At 70.4% G+C, this 22726-nt stretch carries 19 protein-coding genes; 11 read left to right on the top strand and 8 right to left on the bottom strand.

Going from position 1 to position 22726, the window contains the following annotated elements; translation table 11 throughout:
• Positions 1-90: 90 nt before the first annotated feature.
• The 6 genes from G4Z16_RS17080 to G4Z16_RS17055 all read left to right on the top strand — a co-directional run bounded on the left by G4Z16_RS17080 (position 91) and on the right by G4Z16_RS17055 (position 4659).
• On the top strand, positions 91-651 hold the full coding sequence (locus tag G4Z16_RS17080; RefSeq protein ID WP_425508086.1) for a snapalysin family zinc-dependent metalloprotease: 561 nt from the start codon (positions 91-93) through the stop codon (positions 649-651).
• Between the two features lie 172 nt (positions 652-823).
• Positions 824-1165: an MFS transporter gene (locus G4Z16_RS17075; protein ID WP_246530903.1), complete on the top strand. Its 342-nt coding sequence runs from the start codon at positions 824-826 to the stop codon at positions 1163-1165.
• Positions 1166-1351: 186 nt separating this feature from the next.
• Positions 1352-2221, top strand: coding sequence for an MBL fold metallo-hydrolase (locus tag G4Z16_RS17070; protein ID WP_197351631.1), 870 nt, complete (start codon positions 1352-1354; stop codon positions 2219-2221).
• Positions 2222-2442: 221 nt separating this feature from the next.
• Positions 2443-3384 carry a hypothetical protein gene (locus G4Z16_RS17065; RefSeq protein WP_197351630.1) on the top strand — a complete coding sequence of 314 codons (942 nt, stop codon included), beginning with the start codon at positions 2443-2445 and terminating at the stop codon, positions 3382-3384.
• A complete protein-coding gene (locus G4Z16_RS17060; RefSeq protein ID WP_197351629.1) occupies positions 3381-4136 on the top strand; it encodes a hypothetical protein in 756 nt (251 codons plus the stop codon). The genes G4Z16_RS17065 and G4Z16_RS17060 overlap by 4 nt, the downstream gene beginning before the upstream one ends.
• Before the next feature lie 160 nt (positions 4137-4296).
• Positions 4297-4659 carry a DUF5335 family protein gene (locus tag G4Z16_RS17055; RefSeq protein ID WP_197351628.1) on the top strand — a complete coding sequence of 121 codons (363 nt, stop codon included), beginning with the start codon at positions 4297-4299 and terminating at the stop codon, positions 4657-4659.
• Positions 4660-4845: 186 nt separating this feature from the next.
• Here G4Z16_RS17055 and G4Z16_RS17050 read toward each other — a convergent pair whose 3' ends face one another.
• From G4Z16_RS17050 to G4Z16_RS17040, 3 genes are all read right to left on the bottom strand, one after another.
• Positions 4846-5814, bottom strand: a complete 969-nt coding sequence (locus tag G4Z16_RS17050; protein ID WP_197351627.1) for an AraC family transcriptional regulator — start codon at positions 5812-5814, stop codon at positions 4846-4848.
• Between the two features lie 150 nt (positions 5815-5964).
• Positions 5965-7383, bottom strand: a complete 1419-nt coding sequence (locus G4Z16_RS17045) for a VanZ family protein (RefSeq protein ID WP_197351626.1) — start codon at positions 7381-7383, stop codon at positions 5965-5967.
• 298 nt (positions 7384-7681) lie between these two features.
• A complete protein-coding gene (locus tag G4Z16_RS17040; protein WP_197351625.1) occupies positions 7682-8305 on the bottom strand; it encodes a hypothetical protein in 624 nt (207 codons plus the stop codon).
• On the opposite strand from G4Z16_RS17040, the gene G4Z16_RS17035 reads away from it, so the two are divergent.
• From G4Z16_RS17035 to G4Z16_RS17015, 5 genes are all read left to right on the top strand, one after another.
• Positions 8294-8833, top strand: coding sequence for a hypothetical protein (locus G4Z16_RS17035; protein WP_197351624.1), 540 nt, complete (start codon positions 8294-8296; stop codon positions 8831-8833). The genes G4Z16_RS17040 and G4Z16_RS17035 overlap by 12 nt on opposite strands.
• A gap of 51 nt (positions 8834-8884) precedes the next feature.
• Complete coding sequence (locus G4Z16_RS17030; protein WP_197351623.1) at positions 8885-9385, top strand: hypothetical protein; 501 nt, start codon at positions 8885-8887, stop codon at positions 9383-9385.
• A 237-nt stretch (positions 9386-9622) separates the two neighbouring features.
• Positions 9623-10282, top strand: a complete 660-nt coding sequence (locus G4Z16_RS17025) for a DUF4232 domain-containing protein (RefSeq protein WP_197351622.1) — start codon at positions 9623-9625, stop codon at positions 10280-10282.
• Positions 10283-10572: 290 nt separating this feature from the next.
• Complete coding sequence (locus G4Z16_RS17020) at positions 10573-12435, top strand: TIGR03767 family metallophosphoesterase (protein WP_197351621.1); 1863 nt, start codon at positions 10573-10575, stop codon at positions 12433-12435.
• A gap of 30 nt (positions 12436-12465) precedes the next feature.
• Entirely contained in the window at positions 12466-15147 is a 2682-nt protein-coding gene (locus G4Z16_RS17015; protein ID WP_246530902.1) for a helix-turn-helix transcriptional regulator, read from the top strand.
• Positions 15148-15202: 55 nt separating this feature from the next.
• Here G4Z16_RS17015 and G4Z16_RS17010 read toward each other — a convergent pair whose 3' ends face one another.
• From G4Z16_RS17010 to G4Z16_RS16990, 5 genes are all read right to left on the bottom strand, one after another.
• Positions 15203-15976, bottom strand: coding sequence for a class I SAM-dependent methyltransferase (locus G4Z16_RS17010; RefSeq protein ID WP_197351620.1), 774 nt, complete (start codon positions 15974-15976; stop codon positions 15203-15205).
• Between the two features lie 36 nt (positions 15977-16012).
• Positions 16013-16945 (bottom strand): ABC transporter permease, encoded by a 933-nt coding sequence (locus tag G4Z16_RS17005; RefSeq protein WP_197351619.1) that lies wholly within the window; start codon positions 16943-16945, stop codon positions 16013-16015.
• A gap of 181 nt (positions 16946-17126) precedes the next feature.
• Positions 17127-19823, bottom strand: a complete 2697-nt coding sequence (locus G4Z16_RS17000; RefSeq protein WP_197351618.1) for a SpoIIE family protein phosphatase — start codon at positions 19821-19823, stop codon at positions 17127-17129.
• A gap of 135 nt (positions 19824-19958) precedes the next feature.
• On the bottom strand, positions 19959-21305 hold the full coding sequence (locus G4Z16_RS16995) for an MFS transporter (protein ID WP_197351617.1): 1347 nt from the start codon (positions 21303-21305) through the stop codon (positions 19959-19961).
• Positions 21306-21614: 309 nt separating this feature from the next.
• A complete protein-coding gene (locus G4Z16_RS16990) occupies positions 21615-22700 on the bottom strand; it encodes an NAD/NADP-dependent octopine/nopaline dehydrogenase family protein (RefSeq protein WP_197351616.1) in 1086 nt (361 codons plus the stop codon).
• Positions 22701-22726: the final 26 nt, after the last annotated feature.

Raw genomic sequence — 22726 nt, 5'->3', positions numbered from 1 at the left:
AGCCGCTTTGTTTTCCACAGGAGTCCGCCGCGCCGTATGAGGGCATGTTCACGCCAACATCTGAGCTCTGTCCCCCACCAGGAGGCTGATGTGTTGGTCCGAAATGTCGTCAGAGCGACCCTCGCCGGGACGCTGACGCTTGTCGCACTGCTGGGCGGCCAGGCGGTGGCCGCCCCGGCGGATTCCCCCCGCGCCGCCGCACCGAGGGTCCTCACCTACGACTCCAGCGGGTCCGCCGAGTTCGCCGACGCGGTGGACGCCGGCGTGCAGGTGTGGAACGAGAGCGTCACATCCGTCCGTCTCGAGAAGGCCGGGAGCGGCGAGCAGGCCAATGTGCGGATCGTCGCCGACGACGGCTGGCCGCGCGCCGTCACCACCAGCCTCGGCAACGGCACTGTCTACTTCGGCCGTGAGGCGGTGCAGCAGGGCTACGACACCACGCGCATCGCGTCGCACGAACTCGGGCACATCCTCGGCCTGCCCGACATGAAGCCGGGTCCGTGCTCCAGCCTGATGTCCGGGTCCAGCGCCGGGGTCTCGTGCACCAACCCCAACCCCGACGCCGCGGAGAAGGCCGAGGTCGAGGACAACTTCGGCAGCGGCGCGGCCGGGGCGGCCGACCGGCAGGGCACCCTGGTCTTCCAGGACTGACCGGCCGAGCACCAGCTGCCGAGGCCGCGGTGGACCGCGCTCGTCCCGCGGTTCACCGCGGCCTCGCGTTGTGTCGCCACTCTCCGGCGCGCCCCCGGCGCTCGTCCGGCCTGCACGCCCGCGTCCACCGCGTCGGGCCGCCGCGGGAACCGATCCCGCGTACCCCCTGCTGGTGGCTCCGATGATGGCCGCCGGGTTCGGAACGTCGTTCGCGCTCACCGGCTCGACCGCGTCGGTGATGGGCGCCGCACCGCCGGAGTACTCGGGCGCCGCCTCCGGCCTGTTCAACACCGCCCGCCAGATCGGCAGCGCCACCGGCGTGGCGCTGAGCGGCAGCCTCCTCGCCACGGCCACCGGTGCGGGCAGCGGGCTGCGGGCTGCGGGCTGCGGGCTGCGGGCTGCGGGCTGCGGGCTGCGCACCAGCATGGCCATCGGCGCCCTCGCCTACCTGATCGCCGCCGGGCTCGCATGGCTGTGCGTGCCCGCGAAGCCCGAAAGGACGAAGGGTTCTTGAGGCCGCCGGACGTACGGGGACAGCCTGCGCCTCAGCCGGCAAAGGGGGATCGCCCGGCGGGACGGAGATAGAACCCCGGTCGGGAATACAAGATCGGCAGGGCCTTCCGGTTCCGTCCGCGAGCGGGTTATCCCTGAACGGAACGCCCGTGGACCGGGGAGTTCTCCAGAGGGAAGGGGACCTGTCATGGACGGCTGGTACGTGGACGACCGCTGCACCAACTGCGACGCCGCCCGCCAGTTCGCGCCCGGACTCGTCGATGAGAGAGCCGGGAAGTCCGAGATCCTGCGCCCGCCGCGCGACGAAGGGGAGTTGCGGCGATTGCACGCCGCCGCGTTCGCGTGCCCCACCCGCTCGATCCGTCCCGTGTCGGGTCGGCCCGACGATGCGCTCGACCCGTTCCCGATGGCTCTCGACGACAAGGTGCTGATCTGCGGGCACAACTCCGGCCGGACCGCGGGCGCCAACTCGTACCTGCTCGTGCGCGCATCCGGCGCGGTGATGATGGTCGACACCCCGCGCTGGAGCGCCGAACTGGCCGGTCGTTACGCGAAGTCGGGCCGCGTCACCGATGTGCTGCTCACCCATCGCGACCACGCCGCGCACGGCCGCCGCTATGCCGATCACTTCGGAGCCAGGCTGTGGATCCACGAGGGTGACCTCGCCGCGGCTCCGGACGCGGACCGGGTGATCCGGGGCGTCGAGCCCGTGGAGATCGGCGAGGGGGTCACCGCCCTTCCGCTGCCCGGGCACACCGAGGGCAGCGTGCTCTACCTCGCGGACGACCGGTACTGCTTCAGCGGCGACAGCTTCTACTGGTCGCGCTCGACCGGCGATCTGGAGGTGGCGGAGAGCGTGACCTGGTACTCCATCGAGGAGCTGGCCGCCTCGCTGACCAGGGCCGCCGGACAGGTGCGGTTCGAGTGGGTCCTCCCCGGGCACGGCGACCGGCGCCGGCTCCCCGCGGATGAGATGTCCCGCCGGTTGCAGGCCCTGGCGGAACGGACGGGGCGGCTGCGTCCCCGTCCCGTCGACTTCACGGCCGTCAGGTGGTGAGGGCGCCGGACCGGCCCTGCTGGGCCGAATGAGGTCCGGCGAAGAGGAGCCGTCACCGCCCGGGGCGTCCGGGAGCCGGGCATCACCCGTCTGCAGCAGCGCGCCGCCGTTGAACCCTTGAGCCCAGCGCGGCACTCCGAAACGAAAGTGCCAGGCCAGAGCGTTACCGGGCGGCGATGCGAGCACGCGCGCTGCGCGGCCGCCGGTGCTGTACTGGCCGGGTGAAGCGCAAGCACACATCGGCCACTTCCTCGCCGGCCGGGCAGTCCGGCAAGGCGGCTTCCGAGTCCGGCAGGACCCCGCAGCCCGAGGAGCAGCGCCGCAGGGTCCGGCTCATGATCGAGATCACCGCTCGGGCAGGGGCGTACCGGAAGGGGCTCGTGTCGGCCGTCGGCCGCCTCAGCCCGGATGAGGCGACGATCCTCGCCGACCTGGAGCGGAACGGGCTGCAGGTGCCGCAGCTGCACGACGTACTGTGCGGCGGCCACGTGCTGGTGGACGATCCGCAGCTGTACGAGGACTGGCGGTCCGCCAAGGGCAGTCGGGCACGGCTCTCCAGCCACCACCGGGACATCGACAAGGAGCGCTATCCCGACATCGGGATGCGCGGCCAGGTCGTACGGGAGAAGCTGCACGGCCGCACGACGCAGGGCACCTGGGTGCAGCTGGAGAAGACCCCGGCGGCCTTCGGCAAGAGCAAGCTGCCCAGCCTGAACGACCTCCGGCATCTCGCGGACTACGTGGTGTACCGGGTCACCCGCAGCAACGTCGGGCCCTGGGGCCTGTCGCGGATGACCGAGCGCTACCCGATGTACCTGTCGCCGGTCCTGGCGGTGCCCACGTCCCTGACGCCTCCGGTCGCGCGGTCGCTGACCCGGGCGCTGCGCCGGATCGAGACGGACGACGATGTGACCGCCGTTTCCCGGGACTTGGCGTCCCGGTTCCCTCCCCCCGACCGGGAGGACCTCGCCGGCGAGCTGGGGCAGTCGCTGTCCGGCAGGGCCGGAAGGGGCCTGTTCGGCAGCTCCGAGGTGTGGGTGACCGAGACGCCGTCGCGCAGCGCCGCCGCAGTTCTGCGGGAGGAACCCCGACCGCCCAGTACCGCCCGCGCCTGGCTGGAGCGACCGGAGAGACGGGACAGACCGGAGAGAGGGGCAGCATGAGCGACGCGGAACGTGACGGGTCTTCACCGGAGCCGGAGATCGGCGATGCGTCGGTCCCCGAGGGACTGGTCTCGGCCGTGCTGCATCTGGTGGACACGGGGCCGGTGCTGCTCGGTGCGTACACGGTCGCCGAACTCACGGCCGTGGACGCGATCGTGGACTTTCTCGAGGCCCGGCCGTCCGACGAGGTGCTCGCCGAGGCCGTCCGCTCCCTGGCGGCACGCCAGTTGCTCGTGGCGGGATCCGACGGCGAGCAGGTCCAGGTCAGAGGGGACCTGGGCATCACCGTTGCGTTCCAGCGGCGGGCCCGGATGGTGCTCGACGCCCGTACGACGGGCACGGGCCCGGGGGAGCCGTGGCGGATCCTGCTGCTCCCCCAGCCCGAGCAGATCTGCCTGATGGTCCGTATCGACGCGCTCGGCGTCCACCAGATCGGCCTGTACAAGCTCGAGGAAGCGCTCCGCATGCTCACGGACTGGCTGCCACGAGGCCATCTGGCGGACCCCGACCAGCCCATGGACACCGATGCCGTGCTCGCCGCGTCGGAGCGTTCCGCGCTGGTCACCGTCACCCACTACTCCGCGCAGGGATCGGCCGAGGTCGCGTCCGACAGCACCGATCTGATCCTCGCCCGCAACGACGGACGGCTCCATGTCCTCTCCCGGGATCCGCGCGACCGGGAGACGCTGGTGCCGGACCGGGCGGACGGCAAGGACGGCGTGCGCGACAGGCTCGTCGGCCTGCTGGGATAGCCCTGGCCAGGGACGCGGCCCGGACGGTCGCCCGGTCTGGCCCACCGGGGCAGGCACCGCCAGGGCCGTTCGACCTGCCGGGCCATGGCCGGGGCGCGGCGGCGACGGGCACGGTGGAGAGCGATCCATCGACCGGAATCAGCTCAGCGGGAGGGCCGCCATGACTTCCAGAGCAACGCTCCACCGCAAGGACTGGCGGACCGCCCTCGACGAGTTCGATGCCGGGCACAAGGGAGAACTGGTCACCATCGAGGTGCTGGACCCGGCGGTCGGGCACCAGTACGAGGCGGAGCGCCTGCCGTTCTCCTCGCTCGCATACGACCCGAGGGACGACACGGTGATCGTCGCCGTCGGCGGAGTCCCGCCGCGGTATCCGGTCGTGCTGCGCCACATGGTGCCGCACCCCAAGGAGGTCGAGGTCGCGACCCGGGACGTCCCGGAGCCCGTGGTCCGGCTCGTCGATCAGGACGGGAGCATCACCTTGATCACCTTCTACCCGGCGGAGTCCGGGAAGCGATCCTGAACTCGTCCCGGCCGGCTCACCGCCCCTCAGGCCGGTCCGGGGCGTCCCACGTGGCTGCGCGGCGCCTGCGCGTGATCCGAAAGAACGCCCCTCCGGCCGGAGGGGCCATTCGCGTCCGATCGGCGGCTTTCGGCCACAGGGCGTCGGGCGGTGGGGCAGGCGGTGACCAGGCCCGGCCGCCGGTGGTCAGCTGCGCAGGGTGTGGCTGGGCAGCTGCCCGAAGACGTCCTGGTAGGCGGCCGAGAACTTCGCCGGGTTGGGGAAGCCCCAGCGTGCGGCGACGGAGTCGACCCTCGCGCCGGACGTGGGGTCGGCGAACTGCAGGTCACGACGCGCGCGTTCGAGGCGGACCCGACGCAGATACCCCAGCGGACTCGTTCCGTACTGGCGGACGAACCCGTGCTGCAGCGAGCGGGGAGAGACGGACACGGCCGCGGCGATGTCGGTCAGCGTGAGGGGCCGGTCGGCGTTCGTCTCGATGAACGCGACGGCCCGGCGCAGCACTGCAGGCGCTATCTGGCCGGGACCTGGCTGGTAGTCGGCCGTCATCGTGCTGTTCGGGAACGTCTTCACCGCCGCCGTGCCGAGCAGATTGAGGGTCCGTGAATAGACCAGCGGCTCGGACAGAGGGCTGTCGGGGGACTCCAGCTGACTGGCGACGAACCCGACCGTGGAGCGCCAGAACCTGTCCATCGCCGGGTTGACCGGTGTCGTTCCGACGAAGCCGAATCCGCCTTCGGTGCCGTACTCCTCCGCTGCTTCCTGAGCGGCCTGGATGGGCACCGAGATGACTTCCTTGTTGAGCCGGTCCCAGCTGATCGTCAGGGGAACGCCGGTCGGACAGACCGCGGTGTCCCCCATGCGGAGCCTGGTCTCCGTGTCACCACCGGCGAAGGTGAGGGTGCCTCCCCGGACGAAGACGAACATCAAGTAGTTGAGAGGAGCGCATTCGATGCTCATGGCCGAGTGCGTGAGATGGTCCAGGCTCATCTCCCCGGCGCTCGTACGCCGGCCGTCGAATGTGAATCCCTCGGTCTGGCCGTACTGCGGATGGAAGGCGCCGTACATCTCGGCGCTCAGAACCTCCGCGGCTCCCGGATCCGTCGTACGGAACTCGGACTGCTCGACCGGCAGCCGCTCGACATCCACCGACATGGTCGCCTCCCCGCTCAGCACGGGCTGCGCTTGTTTCAGGCCTTCTCATTCGACCGTACTCCTCACCGCGCCGGGCACGGACCGACGGCGGGAGAGCGAGGGGCGGCCGCCACATCTAGGCCCGTCATGCCTGCTCAGGGGGGAGTGCGCTCACATACGGAGGTCCGCGGACAGAGGCTGTCCGGCCTGGTTCGGGGGTGCCGGAGCAGGAGCCGGGCCGCGGTGCCAGGGACGGGCGGCGCCGGGCGCCGTCGGCGGAACTGACAGCTCCACGGTCCCCGGGCGGGCGTGCCGGGGCCGCCGTGCCGGACGGGGCGGGCGCTCGTGATGTGCGGCGCTGACGAGCCGTACGGGCAGCACCAGGTGGCGCCCCGGCACGGAGGCACGTGTGGGTGGCAGCGCCGCGTTGCGTACCCCGGAGAGGCGCTCGTGCAGGCCCAGCCCCCGGGGATGCCGCAGGACGGTCAGCGGCATCAGCGCACCCAGGCCGAGCGCCGTGGCAGCGAGGGCGATCTCCTCGGAGTACGCGTCCACGCGGACCGCCGCCTGGGCAAGATCCGCCGGCCAGGCCGAGGAGGCGAGGGCGAAGGGTGAGGGGTGCTGGGCGAGCGTCAGGCCCGCGACCAGCAGCAGGGAGAACAGTGGCAGCACCACACCGCCCAGCAGCATGACGCGCAGCACGAGCCGCCACAGCACCGCGGCTCCGCCGTGCTCCGTGACCAGGCACAGGCGCAGCAGCCGCTTGCCCGGTGTCGCACCCGTCGCATACGGGAGCACCACGAACCAGACGGCGATCACCGCCAGGGGCACCCCGAGGAGCGAGCCGGAATCGTCCCAGTAGCCGCTGTACGCGGCCACGACGACACAGACCGCGCCGGTCAGCGAGACCCCGATCAGATCGACGAGCAATGCGGTCAGGCGCCTGCCGAAGGGCACGGGAACGCGGGAGAGCGCCTTGCCGTCCAGCACCTCCAGCGTGGGCAGCAGCCTCGTGAGAGGTCCCGTGAGGGCCCAGCCCAGAACGGCGCCCGAGGTGTTGATGGCCAGGTCGTCGACGTCGAAGAGGCGGTACGGGCACTCGTAGATGCCCCACACGCCCGTCCACTGGGTCAGTTCGAAGGCGAGCGACAGTCCGAATCCGGCACAGGCCGTGCCGCACAGGCCGCGCCGGAAGTGGTAGCGGAGGAAGGCGCCGAGCGGGACGAGCAGCAGGAGGTTGAAGAGGGCCCCGGCCACGGCCGGGTTGTGGATCACCAGCGCACCCGGAGCGACCTGGTGGTGGGCCTCCTTCCACACGTCCCCGAAGGTGTTGCCGGGAGTGAGCTGCGGCGACTTCATCACCGCGTACCGGACGCAGACGTCCACGCTCCTGCTCGGCAGCGGGACGACCGTCATGCAGGCGGCGGTGAGCAGGTAGTGGACGAAGGCGAACACGGAGAGGAAGCGGCCGGAGGTCATCACGCCGTGCCGTCTGTAGAGCACCACCGCGGTCGGAAGCAGAAGTAACAGCGCCAGCAGCGGGAAGAGCACCGCGGCCGTCTTGATCGGCAGCAGATACGTGTGGGTCATGGACGGACTCCGGGGCATGACGGGCCGGCAGGGTTGGACCACGGCTCCGTCGGGCCCGGAGAGGGTCCTGCTTGCACGGGTTCGAACTATACACTCGCTGTATACATCGCGTGCATAGTTGACGGATCCCCTCGCCGAGCAGCCGGAGAATGCCGGTTGAGCAGGGATTTCACGGTCTCAGGTCAGGGGCTCACGTCCGATCGCGTCCGCTGACGGCGCCCCGCATCGGCCCCGTCGGCTCACCCGATCCGGTCGCCCCGCGATCCCCCGCGGCTCCTCCCGGGCCCCCGCCCGCCGGTCACCGAGAGGTGCGCACGCGCTGACCGCAGTGCGGGCAGTCCGGATCGCCGTCCGCCCAGCGCCAGCAGAAGAGGACTTCCGCCCGGGTCTCCTCCGCGAGGCGGCCCGCGAGCACGCGGCCATGCTCCTGGTGGACCTCACGATCCGCGTCCGTCGCCCGGCGGCGGCCGGACCACTCACTGTGGGCGTCGATCCACTCCGACCACGCGAGCAGATCCGCGGCCAGTCCCGTGGAGATCCCCAGGTGCGCGGGGTTCAGCATGCCGTGCAGCTCACGCCGGGGGCGGTCACGGACGGGCGGCGCGGTGAACCCACCCCACACCGGGAAGGCCCCGTAGTCGTGGAACACGTCCAGCCGGCGCGTGCCGTCGGGCCGGCCCTGAGGACACGTGTAGTGGTGACGCCGGAACTCCTCCATGACCGCCTCCCGCTCCCGCCGCGCAGGCTCCTTCCCGTTGCGCAGATACGGGGCCCAGCCTAGGCACGGCCGCCACCGACGGGCGTCCCGTACGACGGAAGAGGCCGGCGGCCACGCGTCGTCGCGCTGCACGGGGCGGGCGGCGCGCGAGCATGTCGGGACCTGGAACTCCTCCCGCACCGAGGCGATCTGATGCCCGACCACGACAGGCCCGCCCTGCCCACTGCCGACGCGGCACTCACGTGGCTCCGGCGGTACCGGCCGCATGAGCACGCGCTGTTCGGGGTCACGTACGGGCTCGTACTGGCCAGCGCGCTCGTGGCGGCGGTGGAGAACCCGGGGGAGAACCCCGACCCGGAGGCGGACCTGCTGTGGGTGCTGCTCACCGCTGTGGCGACGGCCGCCGCCCACGGCTACGCGCACGTGGTCGCCCACCGCGCCGCCGAGCGCCGCGCCACCACGACGAGCACCGCGGGGACGGTGCTTGCCGAGTGGCCGCTGATCGCCGCCGTGCTGCCCACGGTCGTGCTGATGTGCTTCTCCGTTGCCGGGTGGTGGAGCGAGGCCGAGGCCGTGGACGCGGCGCTGTGGTTCAACACAGCCGCGCTGTTCACCTGGGGCACCTGGGCCGCCCGCATCGCGGGGCGCGGATGGCCGGCGTCGTTCCGTTCCGGCGGCGTGGACCTCGCGATCGGACTCGTCATCATCTTCGCGAACTCCCTCATCCACTGAAGCGTGTCCGGCGATTGACTTCAACGAAGGTTCAAGTTGAAGACTCGCGCCATGACCACAAGCGAAGCGCCCCCGAGCGGGGCCGTCCTCATGCACAACACGATGAAGATCACCGAGGGGCATCTGGAGGGTTTCAGGGAGGCCATCCGGCGTGCGGTCGCCTTCGTCGAGGAGCACGGGCCGCAGCTCATGGTCAGGGTGTTCGTCGAGGAGTCCGAAATGCGGGCCCACAGCTTCCAGTTGTACGGGGACTCCGAGGCGATCCGCACCCACTGGAAGCTGTCCGACCCTTATATCGCCGGGGTGATGGAGCACTGCTCCGTCGAACGGCTGGACCTCTACGGCGATCCGGACGAGGACGTGCGGGCCGCCCTCGCACCGGGAGCCGCGGGCCCTTTTCCGGTGAGCATCACTCCGCTCTTCACGGGATTCCTCCGCCTGACCGGCACGGGCACGGCCGGCGGCAGAGGCCCGGACGCGGCCGGGGAGGCGAGCACGCACGGGGGAACGGACACGGGCACGGACGGGGCAGCACACACCGGCACCCGATAGATCCGGAGCGGCTCGTACCGCCGTGACCTGCACATCTGGTGACGTTCACTCCGCTTCGGGGAGATCCCGGAGCGGAGTTACGCATGAGTAGCACTTACTCACGAATACCTCCTCGGCACGTGTTGGGCTCGGGCACAGCGGTGGCACGGCTGCGATCCATGACGGCCGCGCCGCCGCGTACCGATGACCGATCAAGTGCTGAGGAAGACCATGCGCAACCGTCTCCGGCTCCACGCCATGAGTACGACAGTCCTGGCCGCCTGTCTGGTGATCACCGGCTGCGGGCCCGAGGACAAGTCCGGCGCCCCCGCCACGCCCACCAGCTCGACGTCCAGCCCCGACGACCCGTCGAAGGGAGCCGGCGGCAAGGGCAAGGACAACCAGGGCGCCGGTGAAGGCGGTTCGGCAGGCGGGGAGGCCGGGGACGGCGGCACCGGCAATCACAAGCCGGACCCGAAGGCCTGCACCTCGAAGAACTCCTCGATCACCATCAGGACGTCCGTCGGCTCGGGCAAGGGCGCGATACAGCTGATCAACAACAGCGGCAAGGAGTGCTCCGTCTACGGGGCGCCGAACCTGGTGCTGAAGTCCTCCGGCGGCGTGGTCCTCAACGACGATCCGCGCACCGACGAGACGAAGGAGGCACCCCTCGTCGCCGTCCCGCCCAACGGCGGCCTGGTCAGCGCCGATCTGAGCTACGAGAGCGGCCCGGTGAGCGAAGGCGGCTCCCAGGACGGGATCACCTGCGGCGACGCGGCGGCGTCCGCGGAGGTCTCCAACCAGGACGCGACCTGGCAGGCGGAGATCCGCGCCAACGAGCCCGGGAACGCCGACCCGGTCGAGGACGGCATGATCGTCTGCGGTCCGAAGACCACCGTGGGGCCGTTCCAGGAGTGAGTGCGCGGTGTGACGACGGCAGCGCCGGCGCCGGAGGGTTCCGTTCCGGAATCGCCCGGGCCGGCCGCCGTGCACCGTCCGCATGCCTTCCCGGGTACCGGGCCTTCGCAGGGGAGTAGTGATTACTCATGCGTACCTCCCCGTTCCGTTCGAGAATCCTGGCTGTCGAACGGACCCCGTACGACAGGCCCCTCGCGTGACCGGCGAGGGGCGCTTCTTCCAATGACCGTCCCCCGCGGCCCCCCCACTGTCGCGGGCGGCGGTTCGAGCGAGGAATGGGGATGGGCCTGGTGCCGGTTTCACGTCGCAAGATGCTGACCTTCGCCGCGGCGGGTGTCGCCGCGGCAGCCATCGACGCGGGCGGCGGGGGCCGTGCCGCGCTTGCCGTATCGGAGCTGTTCTCCTCGGGCACCCCACTGCCCAGGAAGGGAGCCGGCACCACGCTGGACCGTACGGTTCTGCCGGGGCCGCCGGACGGGAAGGGCTTCAGGAAGCTCGTCGAGGGTCAGGGTGAGAAGCATCTGCTGCGCACGGACATCACGTCCGTACGGGCCGAGAAGCTGAAACCGCTCGTGGCGTTCGGGCACCTGAGCGATCTGCACATCGTCGACGACCAGTCGCCGTCCCGCGTGGAGTTCCTCGACCGCTACAACGACGACCCGGACTCGGGCTATCCCTTCTCGGCCGGCTACCGCGCGCACGAGTTCCTCTCGCTGCACCTCGTCGACGCCATGTGCCGTTCGCTCAGAGAGCTCGGCGAGGGCCCGAGAACGGGGCTCCCCCTGTCCTTCACGGTGGTGACGGGTGACGCCGTCGACAACGCCCAGCTCAACGAGACCCGTTGGTACATCGACCTGCTCGACGGAGGTAAGTCCGTCCAGGCCGACTCCGGTTCGCCGGACGAGGACGAGAGCGTCGCGAACGGGACCTTCGGCCGCAACGATCACTACTGGCGGCCCGAGGACCCGGTGGATCCCGCGAACCGCTACGGCAGCCGCGGATTCCCCCAGATCCAGGGCCTGCTGGGCGCGGCGCGCAAGCCCTTCACCGGCGGCGGCCTGGGGATGCCCTGGTACGCCGTCTACGGGAACCACGACGTGATGGCGCAGGGCAACCTGCCCATCGACACCGACCTGCCGTTCTTCCACTCGCTCAAGTACCACACCGTCAACGGCTCCAAGTGGACCGAAGGCCCCGAGCTCCCGGACAAGTTGGAGGACGTGGACCTCTTCGACGTGATCAAGGCCGTCTTCGACGGCGTCGAGTCCGAGGACGTCACGGCCGATCCGGCCAGGCGCCTGCTGAGCCCCGGGGAGTTCGTCGAGGAGCATCACCGCACCAGCGGCCTGCCGCAGGGCCACGGGTTCGAGGCCGGGAGCGAGAAGGCCTACTACGCGATACCGGCCGGCGAGAACGACGTCATCCAGTACATAACCCTGGACTCGACCAACCCCGGCGGGCTCGACAACATCACGCACAACGCGAACGGCGGGATCGACGAGGACCAGTTCAACTGGCTCGAGGAGCGGCTGAAGGAGTCCAGCAGCACCTACTTCGACGCCTCGGGCAACCCCGTCACGCAGCAGGGGGTACGGGACAGGCTCATCGTCGTCTTCTGTCACCACCCGATTCACACGATGACGAATCTGGAGAACGACTACCGTTCGGGAGAGGAAGTGGAAGCCCTGCTGCTGCGCTTCCCCAACGTCGTCCTGATGGCGAACGGCCACACGCACCGCAACGAGATCAGACCCCACGCACGGCCCGCGGGCCACGCCAAGCCGGGCGGGTTCTGGGAGGTCTCGGCGGCCGCGCACATCGACTGGCCCGTCCAGAGCCGCGTCATCGAGATCGCCGCTGGTCAGGACAGTGCGGGCAAGGAGTCGATCTCCGTCTTCACCACCGTGCTGGACATCGACGCGCCGCTGTCCAACGGCGGCGACCTGAGCAACCCGCGTGCACTGGCGTCGCTGGCACGGGAATTGTCGGTCAACGACATCCAGGTCGACGAGAGCCACCGCGGCGGCGAGAAGGACCGCAACGCCGAATTGCTCCTGCCGGCTCCGTTCCCCGTATCCGGAATGAAAGCGCCGCGTAAGGGCTCTGTCGCGCGCCGCTCCGGAGCTCGCGAAGAGCCTGTGCATACCGGCTGACGCGGGCGTTTGCGTGCGTAGAGTTGCGCCATGGAGGACTCTCGTATGCCGGCGTCAGGGGCGGGCTGGCCCCTGTACGGACGGGACGAGGAGCTCGGCCGACTCACGGGGGCACTGACCGCCAACCGCTTCTCCGGGCTCATCGTCTTCGGCCGGGCCGGCGTGGGCAAGTCGCGCCTGGCCGAGGAGTGCCTGGCGGTGGCGGCGCGGGCCGGTTTCCGTACCGGGCGGGCCGTGGCGAGCAACGCCGCCGCGGCCGTGCCCCTCGGTGCCATCGCGCACCTTCTGCCGACGGGGGTGGACCTCTCCGACCCGGTGAGAGGGTTCGCCGCGGTGGCCGAGGCCATCCGGGGCGGCCGTGGTCCGCGGGAACGGCACGCGGTGTTCGTCGACGACATCCATCTGCTCGACGCGACGTCGGCAATGCTGCTGCGCCAGCTGATGGACGCGGGCGTCATCACGCTCATCGCGACGATCCGCACGGGAGAGCACGCGACCGAGGCGGTGCAGGCGCTGACCTCGGGCGAGACGATTCTCCACGTCGGGCTCGACGCGTTCGACCTCCAGCGGACCGAAGGGCTGCTCCAGGAGGCGCTGGGCGGACCGGTCGCCCGCAGCACCGTGCGGGACCTGCACGAGGCCTCCGGCGGGAACGTGCTCTTCCTGCGCGAACTCGTACGCGGAGCGCTGGAGAACGACACGCTCACCAGCGACGGCGAGGTCTGGGAGGCGGTCCCGGGCGACTGGACGACGGTGCGGCTGGCCGAGCTGATACGCGTGAAGGTGGACGCCGTCGCCGGGCCCGGCCGTGACGCTCTCGAACTCCTCGCCAGCTGCGGGTCACTGCCACTGACGGCTCTCGAGGCGGACGTACCGCAGCACGTGCTGACGGAGCTCGAACGCAAGGGCCTCATACGCTTCGGCACGGACGGGCGCCGCACACGCGTCTCGCTGGCGCATCCGCTCTACGAGGAGGTCCTGCGCACCGAGGTCCCGAATCTGCGGCACAGGGCGATCCAGCTCGAACAGGCCGACAGGATCGAGGCGTTCGGGGCACGCAGACGCGGTGACGCGCTGCGCATCGCCACCTGGCGGCTCGACGCCACCGGCAAGGCCGATCCCGCGCTGCTGCTGCGGGCCGCCCGCCTCGCCCACTACGCGCACGACCACCCGCGGATCCTCGCCTTCCTCAACGCGCTGCCGGAGTCGCACCACGACACGGCGACCCGGCTCATGCTGGGCGAGGCATACTTCATCACGGGCAGCTGGGACCTCGCCGACGCCGTACTCGCGCAGGCGGCCGAGTCCGCGAGCGACGAGGCGGAACGAATAGCGATCACCGTGACCAGGACGACGAACCTCCTGGTGAGCAACACACCTCTCGACGAGATCCTCGAGGTCAACGAGGCCGCGCGCAACGCAGCGTCCCATGAACTCCTCCGCGAACCCCTACTGGTCAACGAGGGGTTCCTCAGGCTCGCAAGCGGACAGCCCGTCGCCGGACTGGAGTTGCTGGACCGGCTCGACCCGCACGCCGACCAGTCCATCGACAGACGGATGTGGCTGTGCGGAGCGGCGGTTCGAACCCTTGGGCTCGCCTTCGTGGGCCGCGTCAAGGAGGCCGTGGACTGGGCGGAAGGCGCCTACGCCGCACATGTTCTGACGGACGAGGAGGCACGCCCCGCGCACCCGGCCGTGCAGCAGGGGACCATGGTCCTCGCACTCGCGGAGGACGGACGGCTCGGGGAGGCCGCGGCGCTCTGCGAGAGCGTGAGCGTCGATCTCGCCATCCACAGCCCCCTGTTGAGGATCTTCCCTGCGCTGCTGAGCGCCCGTACGCAGTGGCTTGCCGGTCATCCCACGACGGCCCGCCGCATGTACGCCGAACTCGCCGCGCTCGCCCGCCGGGAACACCAGGTCAAAGTGCTGCGCTTCGCCCTGAGCGGGCTCGCCGCGTGCGCGGCCGTCCTCGGGGACACCGAAGGGGCGGGGAACGCGCTCACCGAGCTGAACGCCATGGCAGGAGGGGCCCCGGGCTACTTCTCCGTCGGGGAGGAACAGCTCGGCGAGGCCTGGCTGCTGGCGGCGGGCGGTCATTACAGCAAGGCACGAGGCGTGCTGATGAAGGCGGCGGACGCGGCGCACGCCACCGGCCACGTCGCGTCCGAGGGGCTGCTGCTGACCGACGTCGCACGCCTGGGCGGTGCGGACGCCGTCGCCGCGCGCCTCGACGGCATCGCCGAGCGGTGCGACGGCGAACTGGCTGCTGTGCGTGCCCGGCTGGCCACGTCGCTCGCGACCGGCGACCCCGACCAACTCCTCAAGGTCACCGATGAGTTGGAGGCCGTGGGCGCTCATCTTCCGGCCGCGGAGGCCGCCGCCGCTGCCGCGGGGATCTGGCGCCGTCGTGGTGAGAGGCGTCAGGCGACGGCCGCGTCGGTGCGCTCGAGCTCCATCGCGGAGGCGCACTGCGAGGGGGCCAGGACCTTCCTGCTCGACACGGTGCGGGCCGCGACTCCCCTGACCGACCGGGAACGTGAGATCGCGACCCTGGCCGCCGCCGGTGAGCCGAGCAAGGAGATAGCGGCGGCGCTGACCTTGTCCGTGCGTACCGTCGACAACCATCTGCAGAAGGCCTACGCCAAGCTCGGCATCGCCACCCGTCGCGAACTCGCCGCCCACCTGGGGAACTTCGGGTCGCCCGGATCGTGAGCGACCTTCGCCGGGCCCCGATTCGGCTCCGGCTCCGCTCGTGATCCGCGACCGGTCAGCCGTCCGAGCCGGTGGCCGACGGCGGTACCTCCACGACGAAGAACAGGAAGCACGTCTTGGTCGAGAGGTCGTGGAAGTCGTCGGGGAACAGCTCACGGGCGGCCGGATCGGGCTGCGGCTCGCTGATGGCGGAAAGGCGGAAACCGGCGGTGGTGAAGGCGTCGGTCATCGCGTGAATCGGCTTGCGCCAGAACCTCATCGGGACGGACTGCCCGTTGAACGTCCAGTCGAAGGTGTAGCTGGTGGTCGCGAAGTAGTCGGGCCGAGGATCCTGGAACGTGTAGGCCACGAAGGGGTGTTCCACCGACGCGATCAGCCGGCCGCCGGGCCTGAGCACTCGCCTCAACTCGGCCAGCGTCGGCCCCCAGTCCTCCAGGTAGTGCAGCACCAGCGACGCGACCACGTCGTCGAACGCACCGTCGGCGAACGGCAGTCGGTCGCTCAGGTCGACCACGTGCAGGGCCACGTCGTCACCGAGCCGCCGCCTGGCCAGGGCCAGCATCCCGGCGCTGGCGTCGATGCCGGTGACGAGAGCACCGCGGTCGCGCAGTGCGGCGGACAGCGGGCCCGAGCCGCAACCGGCGTCCAGGATCCGGCGGCCGGCCACGTCTCCGGTGAGGGCCAGCATCGCGGGGCGCTCGTAGTAGGCGTTCACGAGGCTGTTCTCGTTCTCCGCCGAGTACGCCTCGGCGAAGCTGTCGTAGTCGTTCGCCCGGTCCCGGACTGCGGACGGGGCCAGGTTCTCGGGCACGTCGGTCACGCGATCCATCGTCGCAGCGCGATAGGGACCGATTCGCCGGAAGGGCTAACCGCGACCGTATTTCGCCTCGGCCTTCCAGAAGAAGACGAACCCACCGGCGCCGAGAAGAACGGCCCAGAGGGCAGCAGCGAGCCACACGTGCGGCGGCAGGTTGGACGAGGTGTATCCGTCGATCAGGGCGAACCGGATCAGGTCCATGTAGATCGCCGCAGGGTTCCATTGGAGCAGGTCGATGACCCAGCCCGGCACGCCCTTTCGCCCTTCCAGCATCAGCGGGATGCTGAACATCACCCCGGACGCATACATCCATGTGCGAAGAACGAAGGGCATCAGCTGCGCCAGGTCCGGTGTCTTGCTGCCCAGGCGTGCCAGGACCATCGCCAGCCCGGAGTTGAAGACGAACTGGAGCACGAGGGCAGGAATCACCAGCAGCCAGGAGAGTCGCGGGTAACTGCCGAAGGACACGACGAACGCGAGCACGACGATCATCGAGAAGAGCAGTTGCTGGAGCTGCTGCAAAGACAACGAGATCGGCAGCGAGGCGCGGGGGAAATGCAGGGCCCGGACCAGGCCTAGGTTTCCTGAAACCGCTCTGACGCCGGACAGGGCGGAACTCTGGGTGAAGGTGAACACGAACACGCCGGTCACGAGGAACGGTATGTAGACCTCCGTCGCCATACCTCGGCCCGTCTGCAGGATCAGTCCGAAGATGACGTAGTAGACACCGGCGTTGAGAACCGGCGTCACGACCTGCCACAGCTGCCCCAGCTTGGCCTGGCTGTACTGCGCCCGCAATTTCGACCGCGAGAAGGTCAGAATGAAGTGGCGCCGGTGCCAGAGTTGCCGCACGTACTCGGGAAGGCTCGGGCGGGCTCCGCTGACCGTCAGCCCGTACTTCTCCGCCAGCTCCGCCGGAGTGAGTCCGGCGTCTTCTGGATTTCCGGGAGGGCTGGTCGTTGATTCCTGAGTGACAGTCATCGAAAGGTCCTGGATCCCCGTTTTCGCATGGTTTGTACGTGGTCGCGAAATGGTGGCCCGACGGCCGCCGCCTCAATTGCGATACTCCCCCTCGTCGCACGAATTCGCCACCGCATCGGGAAGTCGAGGACGCGGGCCTTCCCGTACGGCCCGCGGTCGCGCGGGAGCTTTCGGCGTCGTCCTACGAGGCCCCGGGAAGAACCTGCTCCGTCCAGATGACCTTGCCGTCCTTCGTGTAGCGGGTGCCCCAGCGGTCGGCGAACTGGGCGACGAGGAAGAGGCCCCGTCCGCCCTCGTCCGTCGTCGCGGCGTAACGCAGATGGGGCGAGGTGCTGCTGTGGTCGGAGACCTCGCAGATGAGGGCACGGTCGCGCAGCAGCCGCACCTTGATGGGCCCGGAGGCGTACCGGATGGAGTTGGTGATCAGTTCGCTGAGGATCAGCTCGGTGATGAAGCCCTGTTCCTCCAGGCCCCACTGGGCAAGCTGGGAGGAGACGGCAGCGCGCACTCCGGCGACGGCCGAGGGGTCCGACTCCACGCTCCACTCGGCGACCTGACCGGGATCCAGCACCCGCGTACGGGCGACGAGCAGGGCGATGTCGTCGCCCTGGCGGTCGGGAAGGAGCGCGTCAAGCACCGCGTCGCAGCTCTCCTCGGGCGTCTGGTCCACGTGCGCCACGGCATCGCGCATCAGCTGGAGCCCGATGTCGATGTCCTTGTCGCGGCGTTCGACGAGGCCGTCCGTGTAGAGGACGAGCCTGCTGCCCTCCGGAAGCCGCAACTCGGCGGCCTCGAAGGGCAGTCCGCCTATGCCGAGGGGCAGTCCCGGCGGCACGTCGGGGAACTCCACGGTCCCGTCGGGGAGTGCCAGCGCGGGCGTCGGGTGGCCCGCCCTCGCCATCACGCACGTACGGGCGACCGGGTCGTAGACCGCGTACAGGCAGGTGGCGCCCGTTATCGCCGTCTCGTCGCCCGCGTCGATCGCGTCCTTGTCGATGCGGGCGGCCAACTCGTCGAGGTGACCGAGGATTTCGTCGGGCGGCAGATCGAGGGCGGAGAAGTTGTGCACGGCTGTGCGCAGTCGGCCCATGGTGGCGGCCGCGTGCAGGCCGTGCCCGACGACGTCCCCGACGGCGAGCGCGACGCGTGCGCCCGGCAACGGGATGACGTCGAACCAGTCGCCGCCGACTCCCGCCTGCGCGGGCAGATACCGGGAGGCCACCTCGACGGCGCTGTGCTCCGGCAGGGCACGCGGCAACAGACTCCGCTGCAGGGCGACGGCCATGCCGTGTTCGCGCGTGTACCGGCGCGCGTTGTCGATGGACACCGCGGCGCGGGAGGCCAGTTCGGCGGCGAGCGAGAGGTCGTCGTCCTCGAACGGCTCGGGCTTCTCCGAGCGCCAGAAGTTGACCACGCCCAGCAGCACCCCGCGGGCGCGGAGCGGCGCCGCGATGAGCGAGTGGATCCCGTACTCCAGGACCCGGTCGGTGCGTTCGGGGTCCTGCTCGCGCCAGCCGGCCGCCTCGCTCAGCCGCGGCTCGATCACCGCCTGCCCGCTCTCGAAGCAGCGGCCCTGCGGCGAGAGCGCGTCGAACCTGATCAACTCCTTGAGCGGATACAGGGGTTGGTCGTCGCGGATCCCGTGGACGGCGGTGCGCCGCATGGACGGGTTGCCGCCGCTCGGTTCGTCCCCGCGCAGCACGGCCTCCGCCAGGTCCACGGTGACGAAGTCCGCGAAGCGCGGGACGGCGACCTGCGCGAGTTCCTCGGCGGTGCGCCGCACACCGAGGGTGGTTCCGATGCCGCCGCTGGCGTCGTAGAGCAACTCAAGGCGTTTGCGGGCCACTTCGACCCTGCTGGAGAGGAGGCGCAGCTCGGTGGTGTCGCGGATCGTCGCGACCCAGCCGGGAGGGCCTCCGTTGCGGTCGGTGGAACGATTGTTCACGGCGAGCAGCCGGTCACCCGCGGGCAGCACCTCGTCGGTGGCCACGCGCCCCGGGTACAGCAGCCCGCTCATGGGTGCCTCGAGGCCGAGCTCGGAGACGTCGCGCCCTTGGGCGTCGGGAGGCAGGTCGAGCAGCCGGGTCGCCTCGTCGTTGGCGAGCAGCAGCCTGCCCTCGCCGCTGACGATCAGGACGCCCTCGTGGACGGCGTGCAGCACCGCGTCGTGGTGCTCGTACATGCGCGTCATCTCGAGCGTGCCGAGGCCGTGGGTCTGTCTGCGCAGCCGCCTGCTGACCAGAGCCGTACCGCCCGTGGCGAGCGCGAGCCCGGCGGCCGCGGCGAAGAGCAGGATCGGCAGCTGCCGGTTCACGACGCCGCTGACCTTGTCGACCTTGATCCCCGCGGAGACGAGGCCGACGACCTTGCCGTCCTGTCCGGTCACGGGCACCACGACCTGGACGATGCGGCCGATGGTGCCCTCGATGGTCTCGGCGTGCACACGTCCGGCGAGGGCGGGCCCGAGCGTGCCGACGAACTTCTTCCCGATCCTGTCCCTGAGCGGGTGGGTGTACCGGATGCCCTGCTTGTTCATCACGACGACGAAGTCGACGCCGGTACGTTTCCGTGCGGCCTCGGCAGGCCCCTGGAGCCGTGCACTCGGATCGGACGAGCGGAGAGCGCTCACCGTCCCCGGCGAGTTCGCGAGGGTCTCGGCGACGGCGAGCGACCGGTCGCGGGCGGCCTGCGTGCCGTCCCGCCGCACCTGGAGCACCAGCGCCACGACGGCCGCGACGACGAGCAGCAGCACGACGACGACCTGCAGGACGAAGACCTGCCCCGCGACGCTTCCCCCGCCCAGCAGCGGCCGCCGCAGGCGCCTGCCGGGGTTCAGCGTGGCGGCCAGGGCCCGGGGACGTGTCAGCGGTCCTGCCATTGCCCCTGTTTACACTGCTTGTCCCTGTCAGTCGACAGGCGGTCGGCTGGCTCGCAGGTGCGGTCGGGTACGGGGCGGCCTGCCCGCACGCCCCGTACCCGCTCCTCGCGCGCTCCCTCGGGACTCCTCACGTCATCAGGCTTCGGCCTTCTCGGCGCCGCTCTTCACGGGTTCCTCGAGCGCGGTGCCGGGCTCGGCGGTGCCGCGCGGCATGAGGATCAGGGCGGCCATGGCGAGCACGCAGCAGCCGACCATGTACCAGCTGATGCCGATGCTGGAGTCGGTGCTCTCGAGGATCGCCGCGGCGATGAGCGGAGCCGGGCCGCCCGCGATCACCGAGGCGAGCTGGTAGCCGAGACCGGCGCCGCTGTAGCGGACGTTGGCCCCGAAGCTCTCGGCGATCAGCGCGGCCTGAGGCCCGTACTGGATGTCGTGGAAGAACAGCGACAGCACGATCGCGGCCATCACCAGTCCCGAACTGCCGGTGTTGAGCATCGCGAAGTACGGGAACGCGAAGGCACCGACGCAGGCGATGCCGATCCCGTACGTCAGCCGGCGCCCGATGATGTCGGAGAGATATCCCCACAGCGGCACGCTGACCAGGCCCACGGCCGCGGCGATGAGGGTGTCGTTGAGCAGTTCCTCCTTGGACAGCCCCACCTTCTCCGTGCCGTAGGTGAGGACGAAGGTGATGAAGAGGTAGAACGGCGCCTGCTCGGAGAGGCGCACGAAGGCGGAGGTGATGACCTCGCGGGGCTGATCGCGCAGCACGCGCAGCACCGGCATCTTCACGACCTCCCGCTCCTCCTTCACCTCCTGGAAGGCGGGGCTCTCCAGGACACGCAGCCGCACGTACATGCCGATGCCGATCAGCACGAAGCTCGCCAGGAACGGCACGCGCCAGCCCCAGCTCTCGAAGCCGTCACCCGACGCGGAACTCATCAGCTGGACCATGGCGGTCGAGGCGAGCAGCCCGACCGGGACGCCGAGTTGCGGCCAACTGGCCATCAGCCCCCGGCGCTTCTTGGAGCCCCACTCCATCGACAGCAGGACCGAACCGCCCCACTCGCCGCCGACACCTATGCCCTGGATGATGCGGAGGAGGACCAGGAGCACCGGCGCCGCGATACCGATCGACGCGTATGTGGGCAGCAGCCCGATGAGGAAGGTGCTGACTCCCATGAGCATGAGCGTGATCACGAGGGTGGACTTGCGGCCGACGCGGTCTCCGAAGTGGCCGAATATCGCGGCGCCGATGGGGCGCGCGGCGAAGCCCACGAACTGCGTGCCGAAGGCAGCGAGCACGCCGACATAGGTGGACGATTCGGGGAAGAAGAGCTGCGGGAAGACCAGGGCCGCGGCGGTGCCGTAGAGGAAGAAGTCGTACCACTCGATGGCGGTGCCGACCGTGCTGGCGACCACTGCGCGGCGTCGCTGGCTGCGCACGGTCTCCGGCTCGGTTGCGGGTGTGGACGTGGTCATGGCGGACTCCTCAGGGTGGACTGGCCAGTGATCCACTGAACGCGAGATGCCGGAAGGTTCGAGCCAATGGGCCGCCCTGTCAAGGGAATGCGTCGCACGGGCCGCGGACGGGGCGGCGGCCGGTGGAGAACGAAGCACGACGAGGCGGATCCTGTGAGGAAGTCGGTGGAAGGGTGCCGCCTTCGCCGGGCCGGCCGATGCTTCGCCGGGTCAGCCGGTGCCTCGGCCGGGCCCCCCGGTGGTCCCGTTCGTCAGTGGTCGCCAGCGGTCCCCAGCGGTCCCCAGCGGTCCCCAGCGGCCTCAGCGGCCTCAGCGGCTGAGCTTCCGGCGGATCCCGTCATAGGTCAGCCCGTCCCAGCCGAGGCGGGCGAGTGTGCGCCCGGTGCGCCGGTAGTCCTCGCCACCGAGCGCGGAGAACAGGCTGACCAGCGCATCGGTCATCGGTGTCGGCACGGCGGCGCGTTCCGCGAGCTGCGTCAGGGGGACGAGCGTGGAGGCCACGTCCTCCCTGAGAAAGCGGTGGTCCAGGGAGCGCGGCGCGGTGATGTCCCGGTAGACGCGCACGCTGCGCATGGCCTCCAGCAGCGTCTCGCCCTCGCAGCCGTAGTACCGGTCCAGGAGTTCCACCATGGACGGGACGGGCGCTTCGTACGCCTCGCCGACGCGCTGGAACTCGCGTTCCACCTGCTCCATGAGGACCACGGTCCGCTCGGAGAGCCCCTCGCGGTAGAAGAGGAGCTCCTCGGCGCGGTCGATGCGGCTGATGTTGGCCAGGGCGATCGTGGCGTGCGCGACCGCGCCGAAGTCCGTGAGTCCGCGCTGCACTTGGCAGCTGGCGCGCTCGAGTCCCGGGAAGAGGCCGCGCAGACGCTCCTCGTGCCGTTCGGTCGCCGCGCGGTCGAGGCCCGTGAAGAGGTTCCACTTCTTCTCGCCGTGGATGACCACGCCCTCGTCCTCCCAGGCGCGTGCCGCGAAGAGCGCGTCGGTCTCCACCACGTCGACGGGGGCGGCTCCGCATCCGGCCAGCGCATGGCCGAACTCGGCGCTGCCGCACAGCTTTCCGGAGAAGAGCACGACGACGTGACCGGAGCGGAGATGAGGTGCGAGGGCGGCGGCGACGGACCGGTAGGCGGTGGTGACCGTCGCGACGAAGAGCACTCCGCACCGTTCGGCGACCTCCTCCAGGTCGCTGCTGACGGCCGCCAGCGGGAAGCGTCCCTGGAGCAGTCCCCGCGCCCGGATCTCACGGGACCGGCCGATCGCCCGGATCCGTCCCGGGTGGCGAGTGTGCAGATGGACCGGCTCGCCGCGGGACGCCAGGTGCGCGGCGAGAGCCAGACCTTCGCTGCCGGCTCCCAGAACCCCGGTCTCGCCGGAGCGGCGTTCAGGGGACACGCCCGCGGTACCTCCCGTGGTCCTCG

Origin of the sequence: Streptomyces bathyalis, assembly GCF_015910445.1 — a bacterium.
GTDB classification, from domain to species: Bacteria; Actinomycetota; Actinomycetes; order Streptomycetales; family Streptomycetaceae; genus Streptomyces; species Streptomyces bathyalis.
This window is presented reverse-complemented; position numbering and strand designations above follow the sequence as displayed.

Bases quoted from the DNA above. Each gene is read 5' to 3' on its own strand.
- G4Z16_RS17045 (WP_197351626.1), bottom strand. From the start codon at position 7,383: ATGACCCACACGTATCTGCTGCCGATCAAGACGGCCGCGGTGCTCTTC.
- G4Z16_RS17055 (WP_197351628.1), top strand. From the start codon at position 4,297: ATGACTTCCAGAGCAACGCTCCACCGCAAGGACTGGCGGACCGCCCTC.
- G4Z16_RS17030 (WP_197351623.1), top strand. From the start codon at position 8,885: ATGACCACAAGCGAAGCGCCCCCGAGCGGGGCCGTCCTCATGCACAAC.
- G4Z16_RS17050 (WP_197351627.1), bottom strand. From the start codon at position 5,814: ATGTCGGTGGATGTCGAGCGGCTGCCGGTCGAGCAGTCCGAGTTCCGT.
- G4Z16_RS17015 (WP_246530902.1), top strand. From the start codon at position 12,466: ATGGAGGACTCTCGTATGCCGGCGTCAGGGGCGGGCTGGCCCCTGTAC.
- G4Z16_RS17010 (WP_197351620.1), bottom strand. From the start codon at position 15,976: ATGGATCGCGTGACCGACGTGCCCGAGAACCTGGCCCCGTCCGCAGTC.
- G4Z16_RS16995 (WP_197351617.1), bottom strand. From the start codon at position 21,305: ATGACCACGTCCACACCCGCAACCGAGCCGGAGACCGTGCGCAGCCAG.
- G4Z16_RS17035 (WP_197351624.1), top strand. From the start codon at position 8,294: ATGCCCGACCACGACAGGCCCGCCCTGCCCACTGCCGACGCGGCACTC.
- G4Z16_RS17005 (WP_197351619.1), bottom strand. From the start codon at position 16,945: ATGACTGTCACTCAGGAATCAACGACCAGCCCTCCCGGAAATCCAGAA.
- G4Z16_RS17025 (WP_197351622.1), top strand. From the start codon at position 9,623: ATGAGTACGACAGTCCTGGCCGCCTGTCTGGTGATCACCGGCTGCGGG.
- G4Z16_RS17000 (WP_197351618.1), bottom strand. From the start codon at position 19,823: ATGGCAGGACCGCTGACACGTCCCCGGGCCCTGGCCGCCACGCTGAAC.
- G4Z16_RS17070 (WP_197351631.1), top strand. From the start codon at position 1,352: ATGGACGGCTGGTACGTGGACGACCGCTGCACCAACTGCGACGCCGCC.
- G4Z16_RS17060 (WP_197351629.1), top strand. From the start codon at position 3,381: ATGAGCGACGCGGAACGTGACGGGTCTTCACCGGAGCCGGAGATCGGC.